Source organism: Bifidobacterium myosotis (assembly GCF_002259745.1).
Taxonomy (GTDB): domain Bacteria; phylum Actinomycetota; class Actinomycetes; order Actinomycetales; family Bifidobacteriaceae; genus Bifidobacterium; species Bifidobacterium myosotis.
The window spans coordinates 22578-37986 of record NZ_MWWW01000010.1; the positions used below are offsets into that span (position 1 = coordinate 22578).

The 15409-nt window shown below is 63.6% G+C and carries 14 protein-coding genes; 7 read left to right on the plus strand and 7 right to left on the minus strand.

Annotated features, from left to right (window positions below; translation table 11 throughout):
• Positions 1–58: 58 nt before the first annotated feature.
• The gene (locus BMYO_RS05240) at positions 59–1057 is read right to left on the minus strand and encodes a lipid II:glycine glycyltransferase FemX (protein ID WP_094667468.1); all 999 of its coding nucleotides are present in this window, start codon (positions 1055–1057) and stop codon (positions 59–61) included.
• Positions 1058–1262: 205 nt separating this feature from the next.
• A complete protein-coding gene (locus tag BMYO_RS05245; protein ID WP_094667469.1) occupies positions 1263–2825 on the minus strand; it encodes a UDP-N-acetylmuramoyl-L-alanyl-D-glutamate--2,6-diaminopimelate ligase in 1563 nt (520 codons plus the stop codon).
• A gap of 156 nt (positions 2826–2981) precedes the next feature.
• Here BMYO_RS05245 and BMYO_RS05250 point away from each other — a divergent pair, with 156 nt between their 5' ends.
• Both BMYO_RS05250 and BMYO_RS12580 read left to right on the plus strand, forming a co-directional pair.
• The gene (locus BMYO_RS05250; protein WP_233428166.1) at positions 2982–3860 is read left to right on the plus strand and encodes a sigma-70 family RNA polymerase sigma factor; all 879 of its coding nucleotides are present in this window, start codon (positions 2982–2984) and stop codon (positions 3858–3860) included.
• Positions 3861–4078: 218 nt separating this feature from the next.
• The gene (locus BMYO_RS12580; RefSeq protein WP_094667501.1) at positions 4079–4291 is read left to right on the plus strand and encodes a hypothetical protein; all 213 of its coding nucleotides are present in this window, start codon (positions 4079–4081) and stop codon (positions 4289–4291) included.
• Between the two features lie 343 nt (positions 4292–4634).
• On the opposite strand, the gene BMYO_RS12585 is transcribed toward BMYO_RS12580, so the two are convergent.
• A complete protein-coding gene (locus BMYO_RS12585) occupies positions 4635–4709 on the minus strand; it encodes a 50S ribosomal protein bL37 (RefSeq protein WP_099327425.1) in 75 nt (24 codons plus the stop codon).
• A gap of 399 nt (positions 4710–5108) precedes the next feature.
• Positions 5109–6056 carry an aldose 1-epimerase family protein gene (locus BMYO_RS05260; RefSeq protein ID WP_094667470.1) on the minus strand — a complete coding sequence of 316 codons (948 nt, stop codon included), beginning with the start codon at positions 6054–6056 and terminating at the stop codon, positions 5109–5111.
• Positions 6057–6293: 237 nt separating this feature from the next.
• Between BMYO_RS05260 and BMYO_RS05265 the strand changes: the two genes are divergently transcribed.
• Together BMYO_RS05265 and BMYO_RS11495 are read left to right on the plus strand one after the other, a co-directional pair.
• Positions 6294–7304, plus strand: coding sequence for a 4-hydroxy-3-methylbut-2-enyl diphosphate reductase (locus BMYO_RS05265; RefSeq protein ID WP_094667471.1), 1011 nt, complete (start codon positions 6294–6296; stop codon positions 7302–7304).
• Positions 7305–7461: 157 nt separating this feature from the next.
• The gene (locus BMYO_RS11495) at positions 7462–8838 is read left to right on the plus strand and encodes a zinc ribbon domain-containing protein (protein WP_158216951.1); all 1377 of its coding nucleotides are present in this window, start codon (positions 7462–7464) and stop codon (positions 8836–8838) included.
• Between the two features lie 251 nt (positions 8839–9089).
• Here the strand turns inward: BMYO_RS11495 and ybaK are convergent, their stop codons facing one another.
• The 3 genes from ybaK to BMYO_RS05285 form a co-directional block, all read right to left on the minus strand.
• The gene (gene ybaK / locus BMYO_RS05275; protein WP_094667472.1) at positions 9090–9599 is read right to left on the minus strand and encodes a Cys-tRNA(Pro) deacylase; all 510 of its coding nucleotides are present in this window, start codon (positions 9597–9599) and stop codon (positions 9090–9092) included.
• 305 nt (positions 9600–9904) lie between these two features.
• Positions 9905–10963: a type I glyceraldehyde-3-phosphate dehydrogenase gene (gap, locus tag BMYO_RS05280; protein WP_094667473.1), complete on the minus strand. Its 1059-nt coding sequence runs from the start codon at positions 10961–10963 to the stop codon at positions 9905–9907.
• Between the two features lie 196 nt (positions 10964–11159).
• Positions 11160–11942, minus strand: a complete 783-nt coding sequence (locus BMYO_RS05285) for a thiamine diphosphokinase (protein ID WP_094667474.1) — start codon at positions 11940–11942, stop codon at positions 11160–11162.
• 225 nt (positions 11943–12167) lie between these two features.
• Here BMYO_RS05285 and BMYO_RS11780 point away from each other — a divergent pair, with 225 nt between their 5' ends.
• The 3 genes from BMYO_RS11780 (at position 12168) to rpmI (ending at position 15382) form a co-directional block, all read left to right on the plus strand.
• Positions 12168–13922 carry a spermidine synthase gene (locus BMYO_RS11780; RefSeq protein ID WP_233428164.1) on the plus strand — a complete coding sequence of 585 codons (1755 nt, stop codon included), beginning with the start codon at positions 12168–12170 and terminating at the stop codon, positions 13920–13922.
• A gap of 559 nt (positions 13923–14481) precedes the next feature.
• Positions 14482–15207, plus strand: a complete 726-nt coding sequence (gene infC / locus BMYO_RS05300) for a translation initiation factor IF-3 (RefSeq protein ID WP_094667476.1) — start codon at positions 14482–14484, stop codon at positions 15205–15207.
• Positions 15188–15382 carry a 50S ribosomal protein L35 gene (gene rpmI / locus BMYO_RS05305; protein ID WP_094667477.1) on the plus strand — a complete coding sequence of 65 codons (195 nt, stop codon included), beginning with the start codon at positions 15188–15190 and terminating at the stop codon, positions 15380–15382. The genes infC and rpmI overlap by 20 nt, the downstream gene beginning before the upstream one ends.
• Positions 15383–15409: the final 27 nt, after the last annotated feature.

Below are 15409 nucleotides of genomic sequence, written 5' to 3' on the forward strand. Positions count from 1 at the left end.
AGAGGGGAGCCATGGTTGGGCGTGACTGGCGATCTTCTTTGGAGCCACGGTGGGACTCTTACTTGCGGAGGGCTTTGCGGAGGGACTGGGCGGTGGTCAGCGCCCAGTAGAAGGCCTTCTTGATCGGTACGTCGCGTGCGGGCGGTACCGGGGTGACCTCTTCGGTGAACTTGGTCTTGAACTCGTTGAGACCCTTCAGGGACGGTGCGAAATCGGAGCCGATGCCCATGAGATCGTAGTCGGTGATGCCTTGGGCGCCGAGAATGCAGCACTCGGAATACAGCAGCTTGTCGGTCACATGCAGACGCATCACCTCGTTGCGCATGCCGGCGTAATAGCGCACGGCGCGCGTGCCGTTCACCGTCACGATCGACCAAGCCACCACGCGGCCTTCGATGCGCGCGGCGAACACACGGCAGTGCTCGGCGCCCAGCGCCTTGATCATATCGGAGTAATCGCTCATCGGCGCCGGACGGAAGCCGTCGCGCTCGCCGGTCTCGACCATCACATCGTAGTATTCGGAGAAGTCGTCGAGCGCCTGCGCGGTCTCATCGGCCACTTCGGCCGGGCACTCGCGCAGCGACTTGCGCACGTCACGGCGTCCACGCCGCTTCATACGGCCCAGAATCGCCTCGTCGCCGCCGGTCACGTCGATGACCACGGTGAAGTCGTACGGCACGGTGGACAGCACCGGGTGCGTGCCGGCCTCGAACCATGTGTCGATGCGCAGGAACGCCACCTTGCCGTCGGCGCGGCGGACCATGGCGGCAATCGCCTCGATCACCTCGCGCTCCTCGGCCTCGGTGGGCTTGGCCGCCCATGCAGGGCCGTGCACCGAGCGCAGGTAGTGGTAGCCGTGGGTCTCGTAATCGGTGAACGAGATTACGGCCACGACCGAGCCGTCGCGCCTGATGAGGAAGTCGCCCCACGGGGTGCGGCCGTCGATGTCCGCTTGGAAATCGGACCAGACCTTGGTCTGCTCGATCGGCAGGGTGATGCCTGCCTTCGCCGCCTCGGCCTCGAGCGTCAGTCCGTCAACTTTGTCCAACGTGATCATTGCAGTTCCTTTATGTTCGTGAAATCCAAGTGTTCGCAATCGCAGGGTGAGCGGTGTTCGGGTGCCGGGCGCCGGCGGCGTTCCGGACACGACCGCCGACGGGGACCATACGCGGCCGCCGCCAGTCATCTCTCAGTTATTGGGCGCGGCCGTCAACCCGCAGCCGTCGGCCTTCAGCCGAAGGGCACGCCGGCGAGGCGGTGCGTCAGCGCGAGGCCGGCTCGCCGATGCCGAGCAGCCGCCGGATGACGTGCCCGTCGCCCTCGTACGGGGCGTGCCGGCCGTCAACCTTGATCCACTGCTCCTCGCCCTTGCCGATGATGAGCAGCACCGTGAGCCGGTCCGCATGGGCGCGGGCGTCCGCGACGGCGTCCTCGATGGCCTTGGCTCGGTCAAGCTCGATGCTGGTGGAGACCTGCGGATTGGTCACGTACCCCTGCATCTCGTGGAGGATGTCGATCATCCGCTCCTTGACCGTGTCCTCCGAGGTCAGGATGATGCGGTCGGCGTACGGTTCGACGCCCCTGATGATGCCTTCGCGCCGGTCGATGGCCTTGTCGCCCACCGATCCGGTGACGACCACGATGCGCGGATTGCGGCCGCGGTACTTGTCCAGCACGAATTCCGACAGCGTCTTCGAACTCACGTAGTTGTGGGCGTAGTCCACATACGCCACGATGTTGCCGGCCTCGAAATGCTCCATGCGACCGGAGATGCGCACCTGCGCCAATGCCTCGAACGCCGGTTCGCCGACCGTGCCGCCGACCGAGTCGATCAGCGCGATGGCTGCGGCGGCGTTGGCGGCGTTGAACTCGCCCTCCATCGTGAGCCCGCACGCGCCGAGCGTCCTGCCGTGCGCGCTGAAGACGTAACGGGACGGGGCCTCGGGGTCGGCGGTCGCCAGAAAGTCGGCCGTGGCGACCTCGGGCGCGGACTGATCCGTCGCGAACGTGACGACCGGCACGCCGGCCAGCGCGGCGTCCTCGCGTAGCAGATCGGCGTGCGCGCAGTCGGCGCCGAGCACCAGCGACCTCGTATGGGTGATGAGCTGACGCTTGCAGTAGAGGTAGTCCTCGAACGTCGGATGCTCGATCGGGCTGATGTGGTCGGGGGAGATGTTGAGGAAGGCGGCCGCGTCGAAGTCGAGCCCGTAGACGCGGTCCACCTTGTACGCCTGAGAGGAGACCTCCATGACCAGATACCGCATGCCGTTATCCACGGCCTCGCGCATCATGCGGAAGGCGTCCATCGATTCGGGCGTGGTCAGGTCGGACTCCACGTACGTGCGACCGTCCAAGCAGTTGTCAACCGAGGAGAACAGCGCGGCCCTGCCTCCCGAGATCGCGCCCAGCATCGCCTGCGTGAAGTAGGCGGTGGTGGTCTTGCCCTTGGTGCCGGTGATGCCGATGAGCGTCAGCTCGTCCTGTGGCCGGCCGTAGAATTCGGCGGACAGCAGGCTCATGGCCTTGCGCGAGTCGTTGACGATCAGACCGGGGGCCCGGGTCACCGAGGAGTAATCGGTTTCGGCCATGTAGGCCTGAAGGCCCTTGGCGTCGATGCCGTCCAGATACTCGGCCTTGAACCGGCCCTTGCAGCACAGCAACGTGCCCTCGGCGACCTTGCGGGTGTCATATGTGATCGCCGCGAACGGGACGTCGGCGGCGTCGATGCGCGAGGCGTCATCGGTCCACATGTCCCCTTGGATGATTTCGCGCAGCAGATGGTGTTCCCTGAGCAGCGCGGCGGCGGAAGCCAAAGTCAAAGCCATGAATCGTCTCTCCCTGTTGTTAGCCGATTAGCCATTCTACAGGCGGGGCGACTTATGGCGGGACTCACACGATATCGGCCACGATATGGGCACATGAGCTGGCTAGAATGGGCAGACGTGACGACAAGCGAAACGATCGAGCAATCCGGTGAACCCATGGTGGCCGCCCCCGCGGCGGGAGCCGGCGAGTCCCTGCCGGCCAGGCGCGCCCGGTTCGAGAAGCTCGCCATGCCCGCCGTCAACGCCCTGTACCGGCAGGCGATGAAGCTGACCAACAATCCGGAGGACGCGCAGGACCTCGTGCAGGACACGTTCGAGCGCGGCTTCAAGGCGTTCGACTCGTTCGAGGAAGGCTCCAACTTCGAGGCGTGGATGACCACCATCGAGCGCAACGCCTACTTCAACCAATATGCCAAGGCCAAGCGCCGCCCGCAACGCGCGAACGATTCGACCGGCGAATACGACGACTGGGACATCTACGATGCCGCCGAGCACACCTCCGACGGGCTCAAATCCGCCGAGGAGGAGTATCTTGACGCCTTCGCGCCCGAGGAGATCATGAACGCGCTCGCCAAGCTTTCGCCGGAACGACGTCAGGTGTTCATCGACGCGGCGATCGACGGCAAGTCCTACCAGCAGGTGGCGGACGAGCAGGGCGTCAAGATCGGCACGGTGATGAGCCGGCTCAACCGCGCCCGCACGCAGCTCAAACGCGAACTGGCGTCGTACGCGCGCGAACGCGGGTATCTGCCGCAGGACGGGGACCGGGCGCGGCAGGGGGAGACCGCGACGCGGCCCGCGCGAAAAGCCTCGGATGTGCCGGGTTCACCATCCGCGAAGTCGGGCGAAAACGGTTCGCGCGGCGAGCAATTCGGCCATAATGGGAGTGGTGGGATGGCCGCTGTCGACGACGATGTGCGGTCCGGACAGTCCGGAACGAGCGAATCACAGTCCGCCGCCCCACGACGTGTCATAGACAATGCCGCGGAACGCAACCATCGCAGGCGAGACCATGCGGGAAAGGAGAACCGATGAACGGTCAGTCCATGGAACGTACCCGTCATATCTCCATCACCCGCACCTCGGACGACGGTTCGATTACCAGAACCGAAGTGCATATCACGAAGGTCAGCCATACGACGGTCGAAGCGGACGGCGGCATGGCGGTGTTTGCGGCCGTGGGTCAAGTGGGTGGCGGTGTTGATGTTGGTCGCCGTGTTGGTGCCGCGAATGACGGTGCCGAGGAATCCGATATGGGCGGCGTATTTGGCGGAGACGATGCCGGGGATACCGTCGATGCCGCCGATACCGGCAAGTGTTTCGACCCGACCAGCTGTTGCAGCGCGCGGGAGCAGGCGATGATTGCCGCGTTGCGCGCCTATCTGCGCCCCGAGGTCGCCCCGGAGTGCCTGATGGCCAAGCTCAAGGCCACGCTCGACCACTGCTGCGGCGAGGACGGGAGGTAGGCGGTTGGGCGGTGCCGCGCTGCGTAGGCGTTAGGCGGATTCGCGTTGCGTGGGCATGGGCCCATCGCCGGCGCCGTGCTTTCCCATATGGGATGGCCCATGATGTAGGGATTTGCCCACGGTGTAGGGAATTTCACATGATGTAGGGAATCCCCCATGATGTAGGGACGCAAAACGGTGGAATTCCGCCAATCGTACAAATCCGCTCCCTACACGGTGGGGGATTCCCTACATGGTGGGTACTTCCCTACACCGTGGGACTCGAGGAAAGCGGCCCGAAGATATGAGAAAAGCCCACCCGAATTGAACGGGTGGGCTTTTGACATTCCGAAATACGCCAGGATCAGGTGTTCGGGCGCTTGCCGTGGTTGGCAGCCTTCTTGCGACGATCCCTGCGCTTACGTCCGCGCATGCCCATGATGGACTCCTTTGCTAAATAAAAAATTGAGCATTCGGCATTATGACACAATCCCCGGACCCAGTGCAACACGAGTGTCATTTCCACTTGCGTAGGAGGGGAGAGGTGCCCGCTCATGGTCCGTATCACAAATTGTCTGAGTGGTACTGGCCCTTCTGACGAGGGGCTGACCATGCGCCGCGAAATCACCCGGTGCCTCAAAGAGCCAGCCCCTTCTGACGAGGGACTAGCAGCGAAGCTGACTGAGGAAGACAGAAGCTAACGTCCTCAATGAGTAACGAGACGGACCCTGAAATTGCCGGCATCATGCGGGCTTTCCGCAACCTGACGGGAAAAACGTGGTGGGAAGGCTCACATAATGCCGGCAACAGAGCGCCTGCTCCGGGTCGGGGATGAATCTCAGTGCTGCTCGGCCTTGATGAACAGCTTGGTGGTGCTGGAAGCGCCGGGCTTGAGTACGATGAGGTCCTTGCCGGTATTGAAGGCGTTGGCGTATGCGGTCTGCGGCTCGACGGCGGTGCCTGCCGGGTGCATGAACGCCGGGAATCCGGTGCCGGTGCACACCTGGAAGGAGGTGACCGTCTCGTCGCCGCCGACCTTGATCACCAGACCGTCGGGGCGGGTGAAGGTGGCGGTCACGGAACCGTCGGCGTCACGCTTCAGATCGGTCCAGGCGTCGTCGAACGGCTGCTCGGTGAGCAGCGGGTTGTCGTTGAGATCGTACTTCGTGCCGGCCACCGGTTCGGTGCCGGTCGGGATGAGGTTTTCGTCGACGGTCACATGGGTTTCGGCGGGCACGGTCAGATGGCACTGGGCGTTGTGGCCGTCGATCTCGTCGCCGTAGCCGTTGAAGCCGTTGTCGAGCCACGGGTGGATGGCCAGCGCCCACGGGGCGTCCACGTCGCCGTCGTTCTGGGCGGTCACGGTGATGTGCAGGCCGTCCGCGTCCAGCTCGTGCGTGGCGGTCACGGTCACGTCGAACGGGTATCCGAGCAGGAACGGCGCACGCCAGGACTGGGTCACGGAGGTCTCGGTCAGGGACTCGAGCTTCCAGAACGAGCGGTAGCCGTATCCGTGGATGGCGGTGTTGCGGTCGTGCTCGTCGATCGGCAGCGTGTAGGTCTTGCCTTCGAATTCGTAGGTGCCGCCGGCGATGCGGTTCGGGAACGGCACCAGCAGCTGGCCGTGGCAGCAGGTGACCGGGTCGTCCGGGCCGAGCGGCACGATCACGTTCTTGCCCTGATAGGTGACCTTGCGCATGGTGGCGCCCAGCTCGGTGATCACGGCGGCGTAATCGCCATAGGAAATGCTGTACTGCTGGCCGGTGCGCGGCGTCTTGTTCGTCATAGAATCACTCCCGTAGTGAGATGTGTTATGGGTCGGCAACCGATTGTTACCGCTAACGCACTAGTTTAGCGTGGCTTGGGTGCATTTGCGCCGGGTTGCAGGGCCGTTTCCCGAATCGGTCTCACGCCGCGTCTCCCGTCGGCGGATTCATCCGTATGCCATGGATTTACGCCATGGATTCATGCCATAAGATTCATGCCCTAGACTGGAGGCCGGCACGAACGATAGGAGACCTTGATGACCAAATGTGTGGTGCTGGCGGACCCGCGCGGGTTCTGCGCGGGCGTGGACCGTGCGATCCTCACGGTCCGGACGATTCTCAGGGCCGCGGAATCGGCCGGGAAGCTGCATCGCGGCGACGGACTGCCGCCCGTCTACGTGCGCCGTCAGATCGTGCACAACCGGCATGTGGTCGAGGACCTGGCCGCCCAGGGCGCCGTATTCGTGCAGGAGCTGGGGGAGGTCCCGGACGAGGCGGCCGCGGCCGGTATTCCGGTGGTGTTTTCCGCCCACGGCGTATCGCCCGAGGTCAAGCGGGAGGCCGACCGCCGGGGCATGTACGTGGTGGATGCCACCTGCCCGCTGGTGGGCAAGGTGCATCGTGAGGTGCTGCGGTTCGTGCGCGAGGGATACGAGATCGTCTACATCGGCCATCGCGGTCACGACGAGGCGGTCGGCGTGGTGGGGGAGAGCCCCGAACATGTGCATCTCATCGAACACGAATCGGATGTGGATTCGCTGGACTTCACCCCGGACACGAAACTGGTGCTGCTTTCCCAGACCACGTTGAGCGTGGACGAGACGGCCGGTACGATCGCCGCGCTCAAGGCCCGGTTCCCCTGGATTGAGGAGCCGCCGAGCTCGGACATCTGCTATGCCACGTCGAACCGTCAGGCCGCGGTCAAGCTGGTGGCGCAGCGGTCGGACTGCGTCGTCATCGTCGGCTCGGCGAACTCGTCGAACTCCGTGCGGCTGATGGAGGTGGCCCAGGAGGGATTGGGCGGTCGTGGCCGCGCCTACCGGGTCGATGACGCCGGTGAGCTGGATCGCGCATGGTTCGAGGGTGTCGAGGCGGTGGGCGTCTCGTCCGGCGCCTCGGTTCCCGACGAATTGGTGTCGGGCGTCATCGAGACGCTGCATGGATGGGGATTCACCGGCGTGGAATCGGTCGAGACCATCAAGGAGACGATGCATTTCGTGCTGCCGCCGCAGGTGCGTGCACTCGCCAAGGCCGAGCGAGGGGACTAATGAAGGCTAATAAGGCTGATCGATAGGCCGGATGCCATATAGGTCGGATGGTTGGCCGGATAATCGCGTTCGTTTCGGTCGTCGCCGCATTTCGGGGTGCCTCCCGCGCTACGATAGTTGATGAGAAGACGGGCGATCATCGGGAGGGATGAGGCGTATGCGATTCTGCACCAATTGCGGGGCGAGGCTTGGCGACGGCGATCGGTTCTGTGTGCAATGCGGGCAGGAGCGTGACGACTGGCCCGTACAGGGTGCCGATCAGGCCGTGCAGCCGGTTCCGGCAACGCAGGCGGCGCAATTCGGACCGTCCGCGCAGGTTGCCGCACCGTCCGTCGCACAGGCAGGAGAGTCCGCACGGTCCGGCTCCGGTGATTTGGCTTCACAGCCCACGATGATTGATGCCTCGGCCATGCAGACGATTGCCCCGCCGGTGGTCCCGCAGACAGCGGTTCCCCAGCCGGCCGTCGCGGCCCTGCCCTCGGCGGTGCAGTCCGGATACGGCGCATCCTCCGCACTTCCGGCACCCCAGCCGATTTCCGGTGCTGCGGGTTCCGGCAATCCGGCTTCCGGGGCCTCAGCTCCGGGCACGAAGGACGGCAAAGGCAACAAGGGACTCATCATCGCAATCATCGTCGCCGCAGTTGTTGCCGTGGCGCTCATCGGCGCATTGCTGTGGGTGCTGGTGATTCATCCGCGTACGGCTACCGGCGTCGGCGGCGAGGTGCAATCCTCCGCGCAGACGCAGGCCGGCGCGGACGGCCAGCAGGGTGACACGGAGGAATCCAAGGTCTGCGACAAGGTGCCTGATTTCGCCATCACATCGCATACCATGCATGACACTGATCTGGTGGTCAAACTCACGGTCACGGCATCTTGCGGGACCGACAGCGCGCTCAAGCTCGACAACGACGCCGTGCGTATCACCGTGAAGGACGGCGATGACACCTACGCCGATGCGGTCTACGATTTCTCGAGCGATCCGGTGAGCGCGAAGGCGGGGGAGGATGGCGAGGCCACAATCACCTTCGTCAAGTCCCAATACTGGTTCATACCGGATCAGGCCAGCTGGTCCGATCTGACCGTGACCGGCGAGCTCGACGCCGAAGCACAGGGCGGCAAGGCCAGCGCCGGGAACGCTGATGATGTCACCGGTGCGGACGCCATGGACCAGAACGACCGCGAACAGGTCGCCAAGGCCGCCATCGACCGGCAGATCGCGCACGACAAGTCGGCGGTGAGCGATCTGGGCAGCTCCTACACCACGCAGCTGTCCAGTAAGCAGCTCAACATGCAGGCGGACGGCAAGACCTGGACCTATCAGGACATCTGGCAGCAGTTCGCCGATCTCAAGGCCAAGTGGTCCAACGCGTTGTTCCTGTGGTCTGGCGACTGGTCCAAGTACCAGAGCAGCGGCACCGCCGACTACTACGTGATTCTCTCCGGCGAACGCTTTGGCAGCGTGGACGACGGCTGGAACTGGTGCAGCGCCAACAACTTCGGCAAGAACGACTGCATGCCCATCAGCGTGCAGTGACTTTGCGGATGTGCGAGCCGCATCCATAGAGATCGATAACAGTGGTGGTCTGTTTCGTAATTGGTTGAGTGGTGCTGGACCTTCTCTGACGAGGGGTTGTCAGCGGAAGTTGACTGGGGGAGAGACAGGAGCGGAGACCCCAATTATTTATGAGACGGACCACTAAGCGCCGGACCGGTCGACATGGGGCCGCTACCGACCAAAACCGACCCCTTAGTTCTACATTCTCCTTGGCAGGAACCTCTCGCACCTCACCACGTACCGATCGGGGCGGCGACGGCGTTCAACACCTTGAGCAGATCCTGCGGGTGCACGCCGACGGACAGGCCGCGCTTGCCGCCGGAGACCAGGATCTCGTCGAACTGCAGCGCGCTCTCGTCCAGCACGGTCTTATGCCTGGTCTTCTGGCCGAGCGGCGAGATGCCGCCCACCACGTACCCGGATTCGCGCATGGCCACCTTCGGATCGGCCATCGCGGCCTTTTTGGCGCCTACCGCGGCCGCCAAGGCCTTGAGGTCCATGTGTCCGCTCACCGGGACCACGCCCACCACGCGCTCCGAGCCGGTGTCCGCCATCAGCGTCTTGAACACCTGATGCTCGTCGAAGCCGAGCTTGGTGGCGGCCTCCACGCCGTAGCCGTCATCCATGTGATCGTTCGAGTGCTCGTACTCGTAGACGTGGAATTCCACGCCGGCCTTCTCCAACTGCACGGTCGCCGGAGTGGAACCCGCGCCCTTGTCATGCTTGCTTTTCTTTGCCATGGTCTCTGTTCTACTACGAAACGGTCATAACGGGCGAATAACGGCACGGTTGGTGGATGCCGCGCGCGGCGCATCCGTACGTGCAGAACGAGCTGACGCGTGAAGCGAGTAAATTCGTCAACGAAATTCTGATGCGGCGTACTACCTGGTCCGTGAAGCGGGCCTAAGGGATAGTCGTTTTGTCAACACGAATACCGGGGCAGGCCGCCGGAAACGTCCACATACGAGGAAACCCCCGCACGAGGCGGGGGTTTCATGCATTTCAGGGTTCGTCAGGAACCTTCAGCACTGCCGTTCGGCGAGGCTCACTCGGAGATCTCGGCGAAGTACAGCAGGGTACGGATCATGTTGGAGGTGAAGCCGTACTCGTTGTCGTAGAAGGAGACGGTGCGAGCCAGGGTCAGGCCGTCGATGTTGTTCACGTCGGTCTGGGTCGGGTCGAACACGCCACCGTGGGTGTCGCCGAGGATGTCGGAGGACACGATGCCCTCATCGTTGTAGCCGTAGTAGTCGCAGTTCTCGAAGGCTTCCTTGAAGGCGGCGTTGATCTCGTCAGCGGTGACTTCCTTCTCGAGGACGGTGGTCAGCTCGGTGACGGAGCCATCCGGAACCTGAACGCGCTGGGCGTGGCCCTGCAGCTTGCCGTTCACGGACGGAACGACCTTGCCGATGGCCTTGGCGGCGCCGGTGGAGTGGGCAATGGTGTTGATGCCAGCGGCGCGCAGGTTGCGGCCGGACTTGGTGCCACGCGGGCCATCCAGCAGCATCTGGGTGCCGGTGTAGGCGTGGATGGTGGTCATGAAGCCGGCGCGGATGCCGAACTTCTCGTCCAGCAGCTTGACCATGGCGGCCATGGAGTTGGTGGTGCAGGAGCCGGCGGACACGATGTTGTCGGAGGCCTTGAGGATGTCGTGGTTCACACCGAACACGACGGTCGGGGTGGTGTCGTCCTTGGCCGGGGCGGAGATGAGGACCTTCTTGGCGCCGGCGTTCAGGTGGGCCTGGGACTTCTCGGCGGAGGTGTAGAAGCCGGTGCACTCGAGCACGAACTCGACACCGTCGTTCTTGACCCACGGGATGTTGTTGGCGTCCTTCTCGGCGTAGACCTTGTATTCCTTGCCGTCAACCACGATGGAGTCCTCGGTGGCCTTGACGTCGACCGGGGTGCCGTCGTCGTGGCGGAAGGTGCCGTGGGTGGAGTCGTACTTCAGCAGGTAAGCCAGGGTGGCCGGGGTGGTCAGATCGTTGATGGCGGCAACCTCGATGTCACCAGCCTGGCCGCCGCGAGCCTGCAGCTCGAAGATGCGACGGAAGGCGAGACGACCAATGCGACCGAAGCCGTTGATACCAATCTTAACTGTCATGTAATTCTCCCTTGTAGGGTGGCCATGGTGCATTCGCACACACCGGGCCATTGTTTACCAACGCTTGTTACTTTAATGCCTTGTCTGTACACAAGGCAACGTTTTCACCTGCGTTTTGAGCAAAAACGTCCGATTTTCTGTGAGCGTTCACATTGCGTTTCTCGGAAGGCAGAATGATGGTCGTCCCGCAGCGGCCTCACCTCACCAGCAGCGCGGACACCTCGGTGTCCAGCTCGCCGATGCCCTCGGCCTCCTCACGTGTGAAGGAGCGGAACCGGCGCATCTGCGGCACCGGAACCTCGGCGGGGAAGGTGACGACCAGCGTGCCGTCGCCCACCGATACCGAGGCCTCCACGCCGTCGCGGAACTCGTTGCTGAGGCCCAGCGCCATCGTGTTGGTGAGCGTGCCGTGCAGGAGCTCGTACTTGAGTCCCGGTTCGTTCACGTCCCGGGAGATGTCGGAATGGGAGAAGACCGAAATCATATGGCCCGCCTCCGGCACCGGATGCGCCGCGAACGACAGTTCGCCGTCGCAGATCGCGGTGATGACCGTGCCGTCGCCGTGCAGGTAGCCGATGGCGCCGTGCCGTGCCAGCAGGGCCACGAGCTGGATGTTCGCCAGCGTGTGGTCCATGCGTCCGCCGAGCCCGCCCCAGATGTGGAATTCGCGGTATCCCGCCGCCCAGCCGATCTTCAGGGCGGAGAGCATGTCCGGGTCGTCCTTGAGCGGCGGCAGCGTCACCGTGCGCGTGCCGGCGTCGGGCCGTCCGCCTTCGAGCGAGTCAAAATCGCCCACCACCACGTCGGGCGTGAGGCCCAACGCGCGGACATGGTCCAGGCCGCCGTCCGCCGCCACCACATACGCGCCGGCCGATATCGCCAACGCTCGGGCCATGTCGCCGTAGTATTCGCCGGCGCCGAACACGGCGCAGACCTTCCCATCGCCGCTTGCTGCTGTTTCGTTCGATGTTTCGCTCATACGGCCACTGTAGCCGTCGGTGGTGCGAATCGAATACCTCCCGGTGGCCTGTTTCGTGCCTTCATGGGCCGCTACGGCGTTCTCTCGTTGCCGGAAGTCGGGAAAATAACCGGCTGGGCCGGTTGAGGGATTTCTCATGCAAGCCGTCGAGACAAGAGCGTGGCGGGAGGAATGCTGATAGGCTTTCCCCTCAGAACAGTTGTCGCGAGGCAGGGGGAGCGGAGTATGGCGCACATCACCGAGGCAAGCGAGAGGCCGATTCTCAAGTCGAAGGTCTTCCTGTACGTCACCGAGTTCTTCTCCGGCATGTCCGTGATGGCCGCCGAACTGGGTGCCTCGCGCCTGCTCGCCCCGTATTTCTCCAGCTCGCAGATCGTCTGGACCATCATCATCGGTACCATCATGATCGCGCTCGCTTTGGGCGCGGTGTTCGGCGGCCGTTGGGCGGACCGCGACCCGAACCCGGACAAGCTCTACATGCGTATCATGGTGGCGGCCGTGTGGATCGCGCTGATCCCGCTGGTGGGCAAGTACCTGATTCTGCTGATCTCCGGCCTACTCATCGTCACGGTCTCCACGAACTTCCTCATCATCGCCGCGTTCATCTCCTGCGCCATCATCTTCGTGCCGCCGCTGTTCCTGCTGGGCACGGTGACCGCCGGGCTCAACAAGTTCGCCACCACCTCGCTCGAGGACAACGCCTCCGTGGTGGGCCGGCTGTCCGCGTGCAACACCATCGGCTCGATTCTGGGCACCTTCCTGCCGACCTTCGTGACGATTCCGGCCGTAGGCACGTTCGTGAGCTTCCTCATCTTCTCCGGCGTGCTGCTGGTCATCCCGATCGTGTACTTCATCTCCATCAGGGCCCGCCGCGTGGCGTGCGCGGTGTCGGCCGTGATCTTCGTGGCCACGAGCTGCGTCTCGCCGCTGACCGGCTTCGCGTTCTGGGAGACCAACCTCGCCTATGAGGGAGAGTCCATCTACAACTACCTGCAGGTCAAGAACCTATCCGACCGGACCATCCTGTCCACCAACGTGCTGTTCGGCGTGCAGTCCGTCACGATGAAGGACAAGGGGCTGACCGGCATGTACTACGACACCGCGCTCGCTGCGCCGGCGCTCGCGGACAAGGCCGATTCCGCGCTGATTCTCGGCATGGGCACAGGCACCTACGCGCGGCAGCTGAGGCAGTACTATCCCGATATGAAGGTCACCGGGGTGGAGATTGATCAGAAGATCACCGATCTGGCGGTCCGCTATTTCGATGAGCCGGGCGATGTGCCCGTCTCCACCTATGACGGTCGCGCATGGCTCGCCGCCTCGCGCGAGAAATACGACGTGATCATGGTCGATGCGTATCAGGACATCACCATCCCCTTCCAGATGAGTTCGGACGAGTTCTTCTCGATGGTGCGCGAGCACCTCAATCCGGGCGGCGTGATGGTGGTCAACATGAACATGGTCTCGGACGGCGCGGGCTCGATCAACGAGGCGTTGCAGACCACAATCGCCAACACGTTCAATGGCGACTGCAGGGTCGGCACCACGTATACGGCCGACGTGCCGAACACCACGAACCGCGAGCTGTTCGCCAAGGCGCCCACCGCCGACGAGCTCGCGCAGTATGGGGATTGCAGCGATGCGTCGCGCGGGACGGGGGCGATTGGCGGCTCCTCCGGGCCGATTCGCAGCACCATGCATGAGGACGTGAGCGCCGATTCGCTGCGAGCAGCCACATGGAACCGCACGAACGACGGCGCGCTCGCCGCCTACATGTCCGAAGTGGCGGGGCGGATGACGCCGGTGGCCGATCCGGTGGCCGGCCGTACCGATGGCTCGCTGATTCTCACGGACGACAAGGCGCCCGTCGAGGTGCTGGGCATGCGCGCCATCGACCAGATCATCGCCGAGGAGGCCGGTCCGTACCGCGAGATCCTGCGCACAGAAGGCTTGGGCGGTCTGCTGCGCGCGGTGCAGTGAGCCGTCGAGATGTGCTGCGGTTCCATGCGCCTGTCGGGCTATCGCGGGCTACGGCGGGTTACTATCGCGCATTGAGGATGGATGGGATGCGCCGGTCTCGGCCAAACGGGTGGCGTCTGGGATGATACGTCTGGGATGACGCATCTGAAATGATGCTGGCGTCTGTCCGGACGATTGACGCCGACTGTCCGGACGGCGATGGGCTTCACGAATGGCCGCCACGGACGGCTATCGCGGATGTGGACGTGGATGTAGTCGGATGTGAATGTGGATGCGGATTGCGACACGCGGCATACAACAGTCCGGCCTTATGGTAGACTTCTCATTTGGCTTGAGAAATCAAGAAAGCGGGGCAACCCCACCTGGAAGCCTTTCAAGGCCTCGGGTTCAAGGCAACAGCCTACCGATTGCTAGTGATGTCTTGCGATATCGCAGTCGGATGTGATTCATGATGAATCGCGAATGACATGAAGCGGACGCCGATGGCGTTGGCTTGCGTTTGCCGTGAACCTGATGCATGGAAGACTCCCACTGGAAGCCTCGTGAGGAACAGTAGAGGATTGGAGTCATCATCAGCGACGAACCACGCATTAACGACGAGATTCGCGTCCCGCAGGTACGCCTGATCGGCCCTAAGGGTGAGCAGGTTGGCGTCATCGCGACCACCGTCGCGCTGAACCTGGCCAAGGAGGCAAACCTCGATCTCGTCGAGGTGGCCCCGAACGCGAAGCCTCCGGTCGCCAAGCTCATCGATTACGGCAAGTTCAAGTACAACGAGAAGATCAAGGCTCGCGAAGCCCGCCGCAACCAGAGCACCGCGGAAATCAAGGAGATTCGTTTCCGCCTCAAGATCGACGACCACGATTTCGACGTGAAGAAGGGTCATGTGACCCGATTCCTCAGCGGCGGAGACAAGGTCAAGGTCACTATCATGCTGCGAGGCCGCGAGATCTCCCGCCCGATCGGCGGTGTGGAACTGCTGCAGCGTCTGGCCGACGATGTGGCGGAATTCGGCACCATCGAGTCCAAGCCGAAGCAGGAGGGTCGCAACATCATCATGACCCTCGCGCCGAAGGGCAAGAAGGTGCACACCCAGTCCGAGCAGCGCCGTCGCGGTGCGGAATCCCGCGCCGAACGTCAGGCCCGCCAGGCCGCGCGCCTGGCCGCCAAGCAGGAGGCGCAGGCCCAAGCCCAGGCCGCGGCCAAGGCCTCGGTTTCCCCGAACACTTCCGATTTGAAGAAGCAAACCAGCAAGGAGGGCAGCAATGCCGAAGATGAAAACTAATTCCGCCGCTTCCAAGCGCGCCAAGATCACCGGCACCGGCAAGGTGAAGCACGTCGGTTCCGCCATGCGCCACAACCTTGAGCACAAGTCCGCTCGCCAGCGTCGCGCCCTGTCCGCCGACGACGTCCTGCGCGGTGGCCAGACCAAGAAGATCAAGACGCTGCTGGCCAAGTGAGCTTAGGGCCCACACGGAAACAACAAG